The organism is Rugamonas apoptosis, assembly GCF_014042355.1.
Classification (GTDB): domain Bacteria; phylum Pseudomonadota; class Gammaproteobacteria; order Burkholderiales; family Burkholderiaceae_D; genus Rugamonas; species Rugamonas apoptosis.
Map to the genome: position 1 here is coordinate 19,763 of NZ_JACEZU010000018.1, position 14,184 is coordinate 33,946.

General features: G+C 65.9%; 12 protein-coding genes. 6 read left to right on the forward strand and 6 right to left on the reverse strand.

Translation table 11 applies throughout. The features are described 5' to 3' along the window. Nucleotides 1-100: 100 nt before the first annotated feature. From H3H39_RS25865 to H3H39_RS25875, 3 genes are read right to left on the reverse strand one after another with little or no spacing between them, the layout of a single operon-like run. Nucleotides 101-412: a BrnA antitoxin family protein gene (locus tag H3H39_RS25865; protein WP_229218303.1), complete on the reverse strand. Its 312-nt coding sequence runs from the start codon at nucleotides 410-412 to the stop codon at nucleotides 101-103. After that, a complete protein-coding gene (gene fdhF, locus H3H39_RS25870) occupies nucleotides 413-3,091 on the reverse strand; it encodes a formate dehydrogenase subunit alpha (RefSeq protein ID WP_182157276.1) in 2,679 nt (892 codons plus the stop codon). It abuts the gene before it with no gap. Further along, complete coding sequence (locus H3H39_RS25875) at nucleotides 3,079-4,539, reverse strand: NADH-ubiquinone oxidoreductase-F iron-sulfur binding region domain-containing protein (RefSeq protein ID WP_182157277.1); 1,461 nt, start codon at nucleotides 4,537-4,539, stop codon at nucleotides 3,079-3,081. Before H3H39_RS25875 ends, fdhF begins: the two co-directional genes overlap by 13 nt. 345 nt (nucleotides 4,540-4,884) lie before the next feature. Here H3H39_RS25875 and phbB point away from each other — a divergent pair, with 345 nt between their 5' ends. Further along, nucleotides 4,885-5,607, forward strand: coding sequence for an acetoacetyl-CoA reductase (gene phbB / locus H3H39_RS25880; protein WP_182157278.1), 723 nt, complete (start codon nucleotides 4,885-4,887; stop codon nucleotides 5,605-5,607). Between the two features lie 88 nt (nucleotides 5,608-5,695). Here the strand turns inward: phbB and H3H39_RS25885 are convergent, their stop codons facing one another. Next, nucleotides 5,696-5,923, reverse strand: a complete 228-nt coding sequence (locus H3H39_RS25885; protein WP_182157279.1) for a hypothetical protein — start codon at nucleotides 5,921-5,923, stop codon at nucleotides 5,696-5,698. Between the two features lie 528 nt (nucleotides 5,924-6,451). On the opposite strand from H3H39_RS25885, the gene H3H39_RS25890 reads away from it, so the two are divergent. The 3 genes from H3H39_RS25890 (at nucleotide 6,452) to H3H39_RS25900 (ending at nucleotide 9,583) form a co-directional block, all read left to right on the forward strand. Next, a complete protein-coding gene (locus H3H39_RS25890; protein WP_182157280.1) occupies nucleotides 6,452-7,228 on the forward strand; it encodes a creatininase family protein in 777 nt (258 codons plus the stop codon). A gap of 57 nt (nucleotides 7,229-7,285) precedes the next feature. After that, nucleotides 7,286-8,569, forward strand: a complete 1,284-nt coding sequence (locus H3H39_RS25895) for a YncE family protein (protein ID WP_182157281.1) — start codon at nucleotides 7,286-7,288, stop codon at nucleotides 8,567-8,569. A gap of 66 nt (nucleotides 8,570-8,635) precedes the next feature. Continuing rightward, complete coding sequence (locus H3H39_RS25900; RefSeq protein ID WP_229218305.1) at nucleotides 8,636-9,583, forward strand: substrate-binding periplasmic protein; 948 nt, start codon at nucleotides 8,636-8,638, stop codon at nucleotides 9,581-9,583. 66 nt (nucleotides 9,584-9,649) lie between these two features. Here H3H39_RS25900 and H3H39_RS25905 read toward each other — a convergent pair whose 3' ends face one another. Both H3H39_RS25905 and H3H39_RS25910 read right to left on the reverse strand, forming a co-directional pair. Then, a complete protein-coding gene (locus H3H39_RS25905; protein ID WP_182157282.1) occupies nucleotides 9,650-10,489 on the reverse strand; it encodes an HDOD domain-containing protein in 840 nt (279 codons plus the stop codon). 151 nt (nucleotides 10,490-10,640) lie between these two features. Further along, a complete protein-coding gene (locus tag H3H39_RS25910; protein ID WP_182157283.1) occupies nucleotides 10,641-11,930 on the reverse strand; it encodes a D-amino acid dehydrogenase in 1,290 nt (429 codons plus the stop codon). 103 nt (nucleotides 11,931-12,033) lie between these two features. On the opposite strand from H3H39_RS25910, the gene H3H39_RS25915 reads away from it, so the two are divergent. Both H3H39_RS25915 and H3H39_RS25920 read left to right on the forward strand, forming a co-directional pair. Next, nucleotides 12,034-12,528 (forward strand): Lrp/AsnC ligand binding domain-containing protein, encoded by a 495-nt coding sequence (locus tag H3H39_RS25915; protein ID WP_182157284.1) that lies wholly within the window; start codon nucleotides 12,034-12,036, stop codon nucleotides 12,526-12,528. A gap of 86 nt (nucleotides 12,529-12,614) precedes the next feature. Beyond that, nucleotides 12,615-14,180, forward strand: coding sequence for a hypothetical protein (locus H3H39_RS25920; protein ID WP_182157326.1), 1,566 nt, complete (start codon nucleotides 12,615-12,617; stop codon nucleotides 14,178-14,180). Nucleotides 14,181-14,184 lie beyond the last annotated feature (4 nt).

The window sequence follows — 14,184 nt, forward strand, 5'->3', positions numbered from 1 at the left end:
CGACACGCATCATCTCATCTCAGCGTGTCTGGCATGACTATTTTTGGATCAACGCAGGATCTTCTATTCGCCCCTTGAATAAGAATCAGTAGTCCTTAGGTTAGCGCGCGAATTTGGCCGCTATATGATATTTGACCAAACACGCACTAAAGAAGCCATCACCCGCTGCCTTGAAATAAGTGATGACATCTTGCGACAACCGGATATTGATGCGCTCCTTTGGGAACTCGACGCGGGGACGCCCACGAGGCTTAAGCATTTCCTTGGCCATCTGCTCGCCGAATATCTGAGGTAGCACCTCGTTAGCTGGACCCACCTTGGCGACGCTCTCAGCCGTCCACGCTGGATTCTCATCGTCCAGCCGTTCAGGGGTTGGTCTTTCCCTCATACCATGCCCTGCAACACCCGCCATTCATACGGGCGCCACGCAGACCGCCGTCACCTTGTATTCGGGCGTGTGCGCCAGCCGGTCGCGGTACGGCGAGGTGAGCCGGTTCACGTGCAGGTCGGGCCGGTGGAAGGTGGTGAACAGTTCGCCCGGCTTGACGCGGGGGCTGATCCGCAGCGGCAGCTCCACCTCGCCGTAGCGGCTGCGCACGCGCACGCGCACGCCGTCGGCCAGGCCCAGGCGGGCCGCGTCGGCGGGCGCCATGTCGAGCAGGTCGCTGGCCTGCAACTGCGCGTTGCCGCCACGGTAGGTCATGGTGCCAGCGTTGAAGTGGTACAGGCCGCGCCCCGTCATCAGCGCGAACGGGTATTCGCGGTCGCACTGTTCGGGCGTGGCCACATAGGGAATTTGCGCCAGCCGTGCGCGCGTGGCGCCGGCGAAGCTGTCGCCATGCAGGATGGGCGTGCCGGGATGGGCGTCGTCGTCGCGTTGCGGGCAGGGCCAGTGCAGGCTTTCCGTTTCCAGCCGCCGGTAACTGAGGCCCGCGCCGGCCGGCCACACGGCCCGCACTTCATTCCAGACCGCTTGCGGCCCGTCGAAGCTGAAGCCTTGCGCGTGGCCCATGCGCTGTGCCAGTTGCTGGATGATCCACCAGTCCGGCCGCGCGTCGCCGGGTGGCGGCACGGCTTGCCGTACGCGCTGCACGCGGCGGTCGGAATTCATGAAGGTGCCGTCGCGCTCGAACACGCTGGCGGCCGGGAAGAACACGGTGCCGAAAGCGCGCGCCGTCTCGTTGAGGAACAGGTCCTGCACGATCACGCATTCCAGTTGGCGCATGGCTAGTTCGCTGGCGTGCTGGTTGGCCATCGACATGTAGACGTCGTAGCCGAACGCCCACAGCGCTTTCACCTTGCCGGCCGCCGCGCCGTCCAGCATCTGCATCAGGTCCAGGCCATCGGTGGCGGGCAGGGCGCCGCCCCACACGGCTTCGAAGCGGGCGCGCGCCTGCGCCAGCGGCTGCGATCCGGTCAGCGTGGCCGGCTCGCAACCCATCTGCGCGGAACCCTGCACGTTGTTCTGGCCGCGCAGCGGGTTGATGCCGCTGCCCGCGCGGCCCAGGTTACCCGTCAACAGCGCCAGGTTAATCAGCGCCATCACGCCTTCCGTACCTTGCGTGTGTTCCGTCATGCCCAGGCCGTGGAAGCACATGGCCGGCTCGCTGCTGGCGTACAGCCTTGCCGCCGCGCGGATATCGGCCGCCGCCACGCCGCATTGGCCGCTGACCGCCTCGGGCGCATAGGCGCGCGAGAAGGCGGTGAATTCCTCCAGCCCGTCCACGCGCTGGGCCACGAAGTGCTGGTCCAGCAAGCCTTCCTCGATGATGGCGGCCGCCATGGCGTTGAACAGCAGGACGTTGGCGCCGGGCCGCACGGCCAGATGGATCTGCGCATATTCAGCCAGTTCCGTGCGGCGCGGATCGACCACGATCAGCGCCGCGCCCTTCAACACGGCTTGCTTGATGCGGGCGCCGACGATGGGATGGTTCTCGGTGGGGTTGCAGCCGCATAGCAGGAAGCAGCGGGCCTGTTCGATATCGTCGAAGGCGTTGGTGGCCGCGCCCGTCCCCAGCATGGCCTTGAGCGCCCTGGCTGACGGCGTGTGGCACACGCGCGCGCAGCAATCGACGTTGTTGGTGCCGATGACCATGCGCGCGAATTTCTGCGCCAGGTAGTTTTCCTCGTTGGTGGCGCGGGCCGAGCCGAGTACGCCAATGGCATCCGCGCCATGCTGGTCGCGGATGCGCCGCAGGGTGGCGGCCGCGTGGTCCAGCGCCTCGTGCCAGCTGACGGCGCGCCAGGCGCCGCCATCGCCGTCCCGCAGCATGGGCGTGGTGACGCGGTCCGGCGCGTGGTTGTATTCGAACGCGTAACGGCCCTTGACGCACAGGTGGCCGTGGTTGACCGGGTGTTCGGCCGGCCGCACGGCCACCACCTTGCCATCGCGGCTGCCCACGTCCATCTGGCAGCCGACGCCGCAATAGACGCAGGTGCTGCGCGTCCATTGCGTGACGGTGGCGGCGGCCGGCGCGTCACGACGGTCGAAGATGGCGCCGGTGGGGCAGGTGTCGGCGCAGGCGCCGCAGGACACGCAGCCGCTGTCGGCCAATGAACCGCCCAGCGCGCTGCCCACATGGGTGCGTTCGCCGCGCTGCCATACCTGCCACACGAATTGGCCCTGCAGTTCGTCGCAGATGCGCACGCAGCGGTTGCAGGAGATGCAGCGGTCCATCGCCACGCCCAGATAGGGATGGCTGTCGTCGGCGTAGCGTTCCTGCCAGGGCGCGCCGCCCGCCGTCACGCCGTAGCGCGCCAGCAACCGGTGGAAGGGCTGCTCCGGTTCCGCCTCCACAGCGGCGGCTGGATAGCGCGCGGCCAGCAGCGACAAATTGGTCCGCCGCAGCGATTCGATGGCCGGCGTGGCCGTGCGCACCGCCATGCCTTCGGCGACGATGGTGGTGCAGCTGGAGACGGGGCGCGGCTCGCCTTCGACTTCCACCACGCACATGCGGCAACCGCCCGCCGGTCGCACGCGCTGGTCGTGGCACAAGTGGGGAATGTCGCGCCGGGCCGCCAGCAGCACGTGCAGCAGCGTGTCGCCCGGTTGCGCCGTGTGCGGCACGCCGTCGATGGTCAGATGAAGCATGATGCCAGTTCCTCGGGATAGTGGCGGGCGATCGATTGCGCGAATTCGGCCAGCCCCCGGCCGTGACCACACAAGCTGGTGGCGGCCAGCGCCTCGACCAGCGCGCGCCAGCGCTGGCCATCGCCGCGCTGTCCGGCCACCGCTTGCGTGGCCATGCGCGCCAGCTCCGGACTGCCCAGGTGGCAGGGCGTGCACTTGCCGCACGATTCCACCGCGCCGAAGCGGAACACGTGGGCCAGCAGTTGCGCGATGGAGGTGGCGTCCGTCACGGCCAGCACGCCGCCGTGGCCCACGGCGCCACCGGCGGCCTGCATGGCGCGGTAATCGAGCAGCGTATCGAACTGGGACGGCGGCAGCAGGCCGGCCAGCGGGCCGCCCACCATCAGGCCCGTCAAGCGGCCGTGCCGCACGCCCTGGCCCAGCATCTCGACGATGGTGCGCAGGCTGATGCCGAACTCCACTTCGTACAGGCCGGGCCTGCGGAACAGGGAACTGAGCGACAGCAGCTTGGTGCCGGTGCTGCCGGCCGTGCCCAGCGCCGCGTAGCGCGCCGCGCCATGCTGCATGATCCACGGAATGGCGCACAGGGTTTCCACGTTGTTGACCAGGGTGGGTGCGCCTTCCAGGCCGTGGTCCGTGATCTGGGGCGGGCGCAGCCGCGCTTCCGGGCGCCGGCCTTCGATCGCGTTCAGCATGGCTGTCTCCTCGCCGCACAGGTAGCTGCCGTGGCCCAGCACCAGTTCCAGGTCGAAGCAGTGGGCCGAACCGGCGACTTGATGTCCCAGCCAGCCGGCCGCGTAGGCCTGGGCCAGCGCGTCGCGCAGCACGGTGGCGGCGCCATCGTATTCCTTGCGCAGGTAGATGATGCCATGGGTGGCGCCCACCGTCACGCCGGCAATCAGCATCGCTTCGATCAGGCGGAACGGGTCGGCCTCCATCAGCATGCGGTCGCTGAAGGCGCCGGGGTCGCCTTCGTCGGCGTTGGCGACGACGTACTTCCTGGCCGCGTGCTGCTGCTCCACCTTGCGCCATTTGGCGCCGGCGGGGTAGCCGGCACCGCCCCGTCCGCGCAGGCCGGATTCGTCCAGCGCCTGCAGCACGGCTTGCGGCCCCAGCGTCAACGCCTGGCGCAAGCCCGCGCCGCCACCGCCGGCCAGGTAGTGTTCCAGGTGGCGCACGCCGCCCGCCACCACATTGCCCAGCAGGACGGTTTCTTCCGCATGCACTTCGCAGTAGGGTGGGGTGGTGTTGCCGTGGCTGGCCGGCGCCTGGTAGCACTGGCCCAGGCAGTACACGGGAGCGGGGTCCTGCACCGGGTTGGCCCAGCGGGCCGGGTCGGCCTGGCGCGCCAGAAAGCAGGCCAGGCCCTGGCAGGCCTTGCCTTGCAAGCCAACATGCTCCAGGTGGTAGAAGCTGTGCGCCGCGAGATCACGATGAATGGGTATCATGAAGAACACCGTCGTGTGGACTACGGTTGGACTACGTTTGCACCATGTTTGCACTATTGCGCCAGCGTACGCGGTTGGCGCGCCAATTTGACTGATCCAGATCAACTTTGCCTTAGTAAATAATTGACAATGACCGGCCGGTCAGCCGCGCTCTGGCTGTGCGCGCGGTCGCGCGGCGAGGGTGGCGTGCGCGTACCCGCCTGGTCTATATCACTTGTACGCTGGCGTGCACGCCGCAACAGGTTCAGAATAGCTATTCCGTCCGCCGCTACATTGGTGGGCGCGCGTCTTCATCACATCACCCTGGCATCGCGCGGCAATGCGCTTACTACAAGGAGAACTGAGATGCAAAGATTAGCATTGGTGACCGGCGGCACCCGCGGCCTGGGGCAGGCCATTTCACTGGCACTGAAGGCGGCGGGTCATCGCGTGGCGGCCGTCTATCACGACAACGCGGAGGCGGCGCAAGCGTTTTCGCAATCGTCCGGCATTCCCGTGTTCCATTGGGACGTGTCGGTGTATTCGGCCTGCGGGCTGGGCGTGGCCGAGGTGGAACATGAACTGGGGCCGATCGACATCCTGGTCAACAACGCCGGCATCACGGACGACGCCGTCATGCACAAGATGACGCCGGAGCAGTGGTGGAACGTCATCAACACCAATCTCGGTTCCATGTTCAACATGACCCGGCACGTGATGGAAGGCATGCGCGAGCGCCAGTACGGACGCATCGTCAACATCAGCTCCATCAACGGAGAAAAAGGCCAGATCGGCCAGGCCAACTATGCGGCGGCCAAGGCCGGCATCCTCGGCTTCACCAAGGCGCTGGCGCTGGAATGCGCGCGCAAGCACATCACCGTCAACGCCATCGCGCCCGGCTATTGCGACACGTCCATGGTGGCCAAGGTGTCGCCCGATGTGCTGCGCAGCATAGTCGACGCCATCCCCGTCGGCCGGCTCGGTACGCCCGATGAGATCGGCCGGGCCGTGGCTTTCCTGGCCGACGAAAGCGCGGGCTTTATCACGGGCGCCACGCTGGATGTGAACGGCGGGCAGTACCTGGGCTAGGGGATCAGTGGAAGGCACGGCCACGTCCCGGCAAGGGATGTGTGCCGCGCCGCGCCGGGTTCAGTTCGCTGGCTTCAGTTCGCCGGCTTCAATTCAATATGCGACGGGCTTGTATCCAGCGATGGATGTCTTCCCGCACCAGCACGTCGCGATTGGCATCGAGCACGTACTTGAATCCCTGAAACAGGAAGTCGTCATTGGGATTGCAACCGAGTGCGCGGGCGCCGTGGATCTCCACCGGCGCAGCGCCGGACAGGGGGCATTCGCGCAATAGTTGTTGCAACGAGGGTAGTGGGTTGGTCAAAGTCGTATGCATGGCTGGCTGCTCGCTAAGGTGAGAAATCAACGCCTGACGTCCTCACAATATCACCGCCCAACACGCATGGAAATAGCGGCACGATAGAAAGCGACAGCAAAAAAATTCATGGTTTTTTTGATGACGATCAAAGTCCAAAAAGGCATGTGACTGGCCTGTTTTAGGTCATCAGAAAACAGTCTTTTAGATTCATCGGCTTATTGTGGAAAGTGCAGACAACACCTGACATGAGGCGCGGCGATCTCGCGTGATGAAACGCAACATATGCGTGACGCGCACGCCGATTTGCTGCGTCGGAAATGCAACGCTCGTATTGTCGATGCACCACCATGGACCATATTGTGTTACGCGTGCGGCGCGCGGATGTGCCAGGAATGGGACGTTAGGGCGATCCGGCACGAAACAGCTATTTCGGATCTGGGCATTTCAAGCGATAATCCTGTCATGCCAGCAATTTTTAACTTCGTCCGCCCATCTCTTCCGTCGTCGCGCTGTTCGACCCCGTCGTTATTTCGCCATCCGGCATCGATGCTGGCACTGGCCGCGGCGTGTGTGGGCGCGCCCGTGCACGCGAACGCGGCCAGCGTCTACCTGGAAGAATTGACGTCGCCGGAACTGCGCGAGCGCATCGCGGCCGGCGCCACCACCGTGCTGGTGCCGGTCGGCGGCACCGAGCAGAGTGGTCCTTACATCGTGCTGGGCAAGCACAATGGCCGCGCGCACCTGCTGGCGGGCCGCATCGCGGAACGGCTGGGCAATGCCGTGGTCGCGCCCACGGTCAGTTATGTCCCGGAAGGCGGCATCCGGCCACCGGCCGCGCACATGCGCTTCGCCGGCACCATCTCCATTCCCGACAGCGCCTTCGACGCCATGCTCGACGCCACCGCGCGCAGCCTGTGCCAGCACGGCTTGCGCCAGGTGGTGCTGCTGGGCGACCATGGCGGTTACCAGAAAAACCTGGAGCGCGTGGCGCAGCACGTGAACAAGGGCGGCGACGGCACGTGCCGCGTGGTTGCGCCGCCCGAGTATTATCAAGCCGCGTCGGATGGTTTCGCCGCGCTGCTGCGCAAGCGCGGCTACAGCGCCGCCGAAATCGGCGCCCACGCCGGACTGGCCGATGTGTCGCTCAGCCTCGCGCTCGATCCGGCCCAGGTGCGCAGCGCCGCGCTGGCCCACGGCCCCACGCCGGGCGATGGTGTGGCTGGCGATCCGCGCCGCGCCAGCGCCGAGCTGGGACAGCTGGGCGTGCAACAGATTATCGAGGCCACGGTGGGGGCGATCAAACGCTTGCCACCGGCCCGTTGAATACCGCATATTGAACGAATATTGAACTAACCGCTGCTATTACCGAGGAACCCCAGGATGCATTCACCCGTTAAACCTACCGCACGTATTCCCGCCCGCCTGGGCCTGGCCGCGCTGGCCATTGCCGCCATTGGCGGCGGCGCCGGCGTGTACGCCGCCACCCAGGCCAATACGTCGGCACCGGCCGGCGGCGCCGCGCCCGCCACTGTGGCCGGCATGCCGCCCGTGGTCGATGCCAGCAACCTGTATAGCGAAACCGCTTCCAGCCATGTGAGCGCCGCCGTCAAGGGCGACCTGGAACGCATCTATGTACCCAACCTGCGCTCGAACGACGTCAGTGTGATCGACCCGTCCAGCATGAAGGTGGTGGACCGTTTCAAGGTGGGCCGCGCGCCGCAGCACATCGTGCCGTCGTGGGACTTGCGCACGCTGTGGGTGGCCAACAACGCCGAACGTTATGACGACGGCAGCCTGACCCCGATCGATCCGCGCACCGGCAAGCCGGGCGCCGCCATCAAGGTGGATGATCCCTACAACCTGTACTTCTCGCCCGACGGTAAATCGGCCATCGTGGTGGCGGAAGCCAAGCACCGCCTGGATTTCCGCGATCCGCGCACGCTGGCGCTGCAGTATTCGATCGAGACGCCCAAGTGCGGCGGTATCAATCACGCCGACTTCTCGATCGATGGCAGCTACGCGCTGTTCACCTGCGAATTCGAGGGCAGCCTGGTCAAGATCGACCTGGTCAACCGCAGCGTGCTCGGTTACCTGAAACTGAACATGCCTTCCACCCGCTACAAGGAAGTACCGACCATGGCCGGCCCCGGCGCCACGGAAATCTGCAGCTCGAAGAAGGGCATGCCGCAGGACATACGCATTTCGCCCGACGGCAAGAAATTCTACGTGGCCGACATGGAGGCGGACGGCGTGCACGTGGTCGATGGCGCCAGCTTCAAGGAAACCGGCTTCATCGCCACCGGCGTGGCCGCCCACGGCCTGTACCCCAGCCGTGACGGCAAGAGCCTGTACGTGGCCAATCGCGGTTCGCACCGCATCCATGGCCCGCGCAATGGCAAGGGCAGCGTGACGGTGATCGATTTCGCCAGCGGGAAGATCACGGCGCAATGGCCGATCCCCGGCGGCGGCAGCCCGGACATGGGTAACGTGAGCGTGGATGGCAAGTCGCTGTGGCTGTCGGGCCGTTATGATGATGTGGTCTACCGCATCAATACGGAAACGGGCGCCGTGGCCAAGGTCAAGGTGGGCCAGGAGCCGCACGGCCTGACCGTGTGGCCGCTGCCGGGCCGTTATTCGCTGGGCCATACGGGCAACCTGCGTTGATCCGATAGGACCATCAAGCGGGACCGTGCCGCCGGCGGCAACCGGCCGATCCTGTGAGGGAGGGGCATGCAAGCGACTGTGCAATTATGTGATCGGGCGGCCGCTGGCAACCCCACTTCGCCCAAGCGTCTGCTGACGCGGCTGGCGGCGCTGGCGTGCGCGTGTGCCTGCGCCGCCGTCCCAGCGCTGGCGGCCACTGTGATGTATCCCCGTCCCTTGTTGGGCACCGATCCGCGTAACGATTATCCGGTCGTGCTGTTGCGGCTGGCGCTGGAAAAATCAGGCACGCCGTATGAACTGAAATTCACCCCTGTCGTCATGACCCAGGACCGGGTGCTGCTGGAAATCGCCAAGGGCGATGGCGGGGTCGATATCATCGCCACCATGACCAGCCAGGAACGCGAGAGCAAGATGCTGGCCGTGCGCATCCCCATCGACAAGGGCTTGTATGGCTGGCGTCTGCCGCTGGTGCGGGGCGATCGCCAGGATTTGTTCGCCAACGTGCGTGACCTGGCGGGGCTGCGCAAGCTGCGCAGTGGACAGGGACACGACTGGCCGGATACGGGCATCCTGCGTGGCAATGGCGTGCCGGTGTCGGCCAATTCCAGCTATGAGGCATTGTTCAGCATGTTGGCGGCCGGGCGCATCGACTATTTTCCCCGCGCCGTGATCGAGATCGGGCCGGAGGCTGCCGCCCATCCGGCGCTCGCCATCGATAGCCACATCGTCATTCATTACCCCACGGCGCTGTATTACTTCGTCAACCGCAATAACACCCAGTTGGCCGACGCCATCAAACGGGGGCTGGAAGCGGCCATCGCGGATGGCTCGTTCGAGCGCTTGTTCAACCAGAATTTCGGCGCAGCCTTGCGCCAGGCGCGGCTGGATCAGCGGCCCGTGATCGAATTGGTCAATCCGCTGCTGCCGAATGGCTTGCCGTTGGAGCACCGGGACTTGTGGCTGATGCCGGAGGGCGCACCGCGCGCCAAGCCGGGCGCGCCGGGCCAGCGCTAATCTTCTCCGCGGCGCAAGCCGAAACAGCCGGGCGCCGGGCTGGCCTTCAGGTCAGCAGCGCCGCCCTCAGACCAGCAGCGCCGCGCTCATGGCGGCCGCGTCGATCTCCGATTCCTCCAGCATGGACTTGAGTTTGTCCTCGTCGATGAACAGGTCGATGGCCGAATCGGAGTGGGGCGGGACTTCGCGTTGCGGGCCAGCCAGCGGCGACGGCACGGGCGACAGGTGGTTGGCCAGCAGCAGCGTGTCGAGCAGATTGTCGGGCGGGATGGACAGGAAGCCGTCGCGCAAGCCTTCGATGGCTTCGGCCACCGGTTCCGGAATGCTCAGTTTATTCATCACTTCGCGCGTGATGATTTCCTCGCTGGCCGGTTGCCAGTTCTCGGGGTCTTCCTCCAGCAGGCCAGGGAACTCGTCGGCCCGCGACAGCAGGTAGAAGCCACCCACCTCGTGTACGATGGCCGCGAACAGGGCCGTGTCGGGATTCACCCCCGTGATCTGGCGCGCGATGATGCGGGACAGTGCGGCCACGTGGATGGTGTGGTCCCACAGCTGCTCAGCCTTGGCGCGCACTTCCGGGTCGGTGATCTTGCTGCCGAACTGGCGCACCACCATGGCGGCGGCCAGCGCGAACAGGTTGTGGTAACCGATGCGGATGATGGCGCCGCGCACGTTGGTGATGGCTGGCGCGCCGCTGCGGTTGAACATGGCGGAATTGGCGATGGCCACGGTGCGGGCGGCCAGGATGGGCTCAGCCAGCACCAGGCTGATGGCCTTGTCGATGGGGCACTCGGGATCGTCCAGCGCCAGTTGCACGCGGAGCGCCGCGTTGACGCTGGTGGGGAACACCAGTTCGCCTCGAATGGCCAGGGCTGCGATGTGCCCGAATGCTTCCAATTTGTTCATGTCGAAATTATACGCACCCTGACGCGCAATCTCAACGCAATGATGCATCGAGGCCGTCCTCTAAAAGCGACGGCCTCGGCGTTGATGGTGCTGCGATGTGGCTCAGATGCGGCCAAGACCCGGCCAGGAATTGGCCAAGCCCCGGCTAAGCTCAGGCGTTCACCAGTTCCGGCTGGCGCGGCGCGTCCTGCTGGCTGTAGCGGCTCACGGACAGGTCGTCGGCGCGGATCGCGGGGCGGCGCGAGGAGATGATGTCCGACAGCAGTTGCGCCGAGCCGCAGGACATGGTCCAGCCCAGCGTGCCGTGGCCCGTGTTGACGAACAGGTTGCGCAGGCCGGTGCGGCCGACCACCGGGGTGCCGTCCGGCGTCATGGGGCGCAGGCCGGTCCAGAAGGTGGCGGCGGCCGTGTCGCCGGCGCCGGGGAACAGGTCGTTGACCACCATTTCCAGCGTCTCGCGGCGGCGTGGGTTGAGGTTCAGGTTGTAGCCGGCGATTTCGGCCATGCCGCCCACGCGGATGCGGTCGTCGAAACGGGTGACGGCGATCTTGTAGGTCTCGTCCAGGATGGTCGAGGTGGGCGCGGCGCCGCCGTCGACGATGGGCACCGTGATCGAATAACCCTTGAGCGGATAGACGGGAATGTCGACCAGGTTTTTCAGCAGCGTGGTCGAGTAGGCGCCCAGTGCCACCACATAGGAATCGGCCCGCACCATGTCAGCGCCGCACTGCACGCCGGAGATGGCGCCGCCGGCCACGGTCAGGCCGGTGATGTCGACGTTGTAGCGGAACTTGACGCCCAGCTCGATGGCCATGGCCGTCAGGCGGGTGGTGAACAGTTGGCAGTCGCCCGTTTCATCGTTGGGCAGACGCAGGCCGCCCACCAGCTTGTGGCGCGAGCTGGCCAGGCCAGGTTCGGCGCCGACCAGCTGGTCGCGGTCGAGCAGCTGGAACGGCACGCCCGTTTCTTCCAGCACGCGGATATCCTTGGCCGCGTCGTCGAGCTGCTTCTGGGTGCGGAACAGCTGGGTCGTGCCTTGCTGGCGGCCTTCATATTCGATACCGGTGGCCGCGCGCAGGGTCTTGAAACAATCGCGGCTGTATTCAGCCAGGCGCACCATGCGTTCCTTGTTCACGGCATAGCGCTCGGGCGTGCAGTTGCGCAGCATCTGCCACATCCACTGCAGCTGGAACTTGGTGCCGTCGGGCGTGATGGACAGCGGCGCATGGCGCTGCACCATCCATTTCATCGCCTTCAGGGGAATGCCGGGCGCGGCCCAGGGGGACGCATAGCCGGGCGAGATCTGCCCGGCGTTCGCGAAACTGGTTTCCAGCGCGGGGCCGGGTTGACGGTCGAGTACCGTGACATCGTGGCCGGCTTGCGCCAGGTAGTAGGCGCTGGTCACGCCGATCACGCCGCTGCCGAGAATAACGACTTTCATAAAGCTGCCCCCTTGTTTTTGGATTGCGCCAGATATATTGCTATGGTAGTGTCGTTCTTCTAGTAATTGTTACTGTATAACGATAGATATTTGGTGGAAATTCATGCGAACCCAGAAGGAATCCGTCCGCAGCCTGGACAAGCTTGACCGGAAGATATTGCGCATCCTGCAGGACGATGGCCGCATCTCCATGAAGGATTTGAGCGAGCAGGTGGGCTTGTCGATCACGCCGGCCATCGAGCGCGTCAAGCGCATGGAGCGCGACGGCGTGATCACGGGCTACCACGCACGCATCTCGCCGCCGGCGCTGGGGGCCAAGCTGCTGGTGTTCGTGGAGATCACGCTGAACCAGAAATCAGCCTCCGTGTTCGAGCAGTTCCGGCGCGAAGTGCTGCGCATCCCGGAGGTGCAGGAATGCCATCTGGTGTCGGGTGATTTCGATTACCTGATCAAGGCCCGCATCCACGAAATGGCCGAGTACCGCAAGCTGCTGGGGGAAATGCTGCTGCAACTGCCCGGCGCTGCGCAGTCGAAAAGCTATGTCGTGATGGAGGAGATCAAGGAGACGCTGGTGCTGTCGACGGAAGTGCCCCAATAACGGACCCGTGCGCTGATACGGCGGCCCGCGCTTCAGGTAGAATCGCGGCATGGCACCCGTTATCGAATGGAGCAGCCGTGAACAGCATGCATGATGGCCCTCTCGGGGCCGAGTCCCACCACGAGCACATCGTCGCCGTCCGGTCCCTGGACGAGCATCTGTCGTCCGACCAGAGCTTCAGCTCCGCCTACGCGCGCGCACTGGGCGCGCTGGCGGCTGCCGACGGCACCGTCACCCTGGCGCAATTCGCCGCCGTCACCGAGATCGCCGGCGAAGGCAAGGCGTCCGCCGTCTTCACCGCGCTGGTGCTGAACGCCATTGAATCGGCCGTCAATGTCGACTGGGCCTTTGCGGCGCTGGGACGCGCTTGCGCCGGCACGCCGCAGCCCGCGCGTGACGCCGCCTTTTCCATGGCCATCCCCTTGCTGACGCTGCTGGGCGCGGATGCCCGTCCCCAGGCGCAGCGGCTGGCCAAGGCGTTGGGCGTCAAACCCACGTTCGAGGAGTTGGACGGTTTGCCGCCGGAAGAGGAGCGGGGCTTGCTGGCTAGCCTGGGTGATCAGGCGCGCAAGTTGATCAAGGGCCGCACCTTGGCCGACGCGGTGGCCGACTTTGGCCGCAGCACAGGGCAGCCAGCCTTGATCGAGCATGCGCGCGACTTCCAGGCCGGCGTGATCGGGCTGGACGCGCTGCGCGAACAGGTGGGGGCGGCCACGCGTGCCATCAGCCAGGATATCGCCTCCTACATGGAGCATGCGGAATCGATTTCGGCTGGCGAGGCGGGCGCCGCGGCTGTGGCCACGGCCGCGCAGGAGATGCGGCATCAGGTGGTGCAGCGCCTGACCCTGATCGATGCCCGCATCGCCCACGAACGGGCGCTGCTGCTCGACGAAATCGACGACGCCGTGCACGACGCGGGCAACGCCATCGAACTGGCCATCGCCGAGCGGCTGCACACGGACCAGTGGAAGGATGACGACGTGTGGGACGATATCGGCCGCAACCAGTACGGGCAGGAGATGGAGCGGCGGCTGGATCGCGTGGTACGGCGCAAGGAGCAGGCCCTGCACCTGCTGCAGGAGGATTTGCGGCTGTTTCAGTCGGCCATGCGGCTGAGCCAATCGACCGTGTTCCAGCGGCAGCACCATTCAGCGCTGGCGCGCCTGATGCCGCGGCTGCGGCTGGGCACACGGATCGCCAACCGGGTGGACACGGCGGCCAATGTGACGCTGGTCAGCGGCGCCGTGGCGGCGGCCGGTACGGGGACGGCCGCCTATCTGTTCGGCGCGGCCGTGGTGCTGCCGGTGCTGGTGCCGGTGGCGCCGTTCGTCGGCGGCGCCGTGCTGCTGGCGGGCGCCGTCAAATGGTTCAGCGACGGCGGCAAGCGCAAGCGCATGGAAATCCGCGACAAGCGCGCCGCATTCGAAGCGGAGTTGCGCAAGCAGTTACGCGAGGCCGAGCTATCGTTCAATGCGCAGCTGGACCTGGTGGCCGACGGTTTTCATGAATCGGCGCTGCAACTGCTCACCCCCACCTTGCTGGAAGCGGAAGCGGCCAGCCGCGTGGCCGGCATGCGGCTGCGCATCGCCGACCGCGCCATCGCCCAGGCCCAGACGGCGATCCATCAGCTCGACGCCGAACTGGCCAAATAGCGCG